The organism is Mycobacterium sp. E1386 (assembly GCF_001672745.1).
Lineage (GTDB): Bacteria > Actinomycetota > Actinomycetes > Mycobacteriales > Mycobacteriaceae > Mycobacterium.
The window spans coordinates 1-964 of sequence record NZ_LZKH01000011.1 but is presented as its reverse complement, the minus strand read 5'-3'; the positions used below and the strand labels follow the sequence as shown (position 1 = coordinate 964).

Below are 964 nucleotides of genomic sequence, written 5' to 3'. Positions count from 1 at the left end.
GTGCTGCAGGCCCAGGGCAGCGTGCTGACGAACAAGTACGCCGAGGGTTTGCCCGGCCGGCGCTACTACGGCGGCTGCGAGTACGTCGACGTCGTGGAGAACATCGCCCGCGACCGGGCGAAGGCGCTCTTCGGCGCCGACTTCGCCAATGTGCAGCCGCATTCGGGTGCGCAGGCCAACGCCGCCGTTCTGCAGGCGCTCATGACGCCGGGCGAGCGGCTGCTGGGCCTCGACCTCGCCAACGGCGGGCACCTGACGCACGGGATGAAGCTCAACTTCTCCGGCAGGCTCTACGAAACCGGCTTCTACGGCGTGGATCCCACGACTCACCTGGTGGACATGGACGCGGTGCGGGCCAAGGCCCTCGAGTTCCGTCCCAAGGTCATCATCGCCGGCTGGTCGGCCTACCCGCGGATCCTGGACTTCGCGGCGTTCCGCTCGATCGCCGACGAGGTCGACGCCAAGCTGTGGGTGGACATGGCGCACTTCGCGGGCCTGGTCGCCGTGGGACTGCACCCGTCGCCGGTGCCGCACGCGGACGTGGTGTCCACCACCGTGCACAAGACGCTCGGCGGCCCGCGTTCCGGCCTGATCCTGGGCAAGCAGGAGTACGCCAAGTCCGTCAACTCCGCGGTGTTCCCCGGCCAGCAGGGCGGACCGCTGATGCATGTCATCGCGGGCAAGGCCGTCGCCCTCAAGATCGCCGGCACCCCCGAGTTCGCCGACCGGCAGCAGCGCACCCTGTCCGGCGCCCGCATCCTCGCCGACCGGCTGACGGCCCCCGACGTCGCCAAAGCCGGCGTGTCGGTGGTGAGCGGTGGCACCGACGTCCACCTGGTGCTGGTGGACCTGCGCAACTCACCGCTGGACGGCCAGGCCGCCGAGGACCTGCTCCACGAGATCGGCATCACGGTCAACCGCAACGCGGTCCCCAACGACCCGCGGCCGCCGATGGTGACGTCGG

The 964-nt window shown here is 70.3% G+C and carries 1 protein-coding gene; it reads left to right on the top strand.

Translation table 11 applies throughout. From position 1 onward, the window contains the following. Positions 1-964: serine hydroxymethyltransferase (glyA, locus tag A5709_RS00775; RefSeq protein WP_068117299.1), on the top strand; the 964-nt coding region annotated here is incomplete at both ends.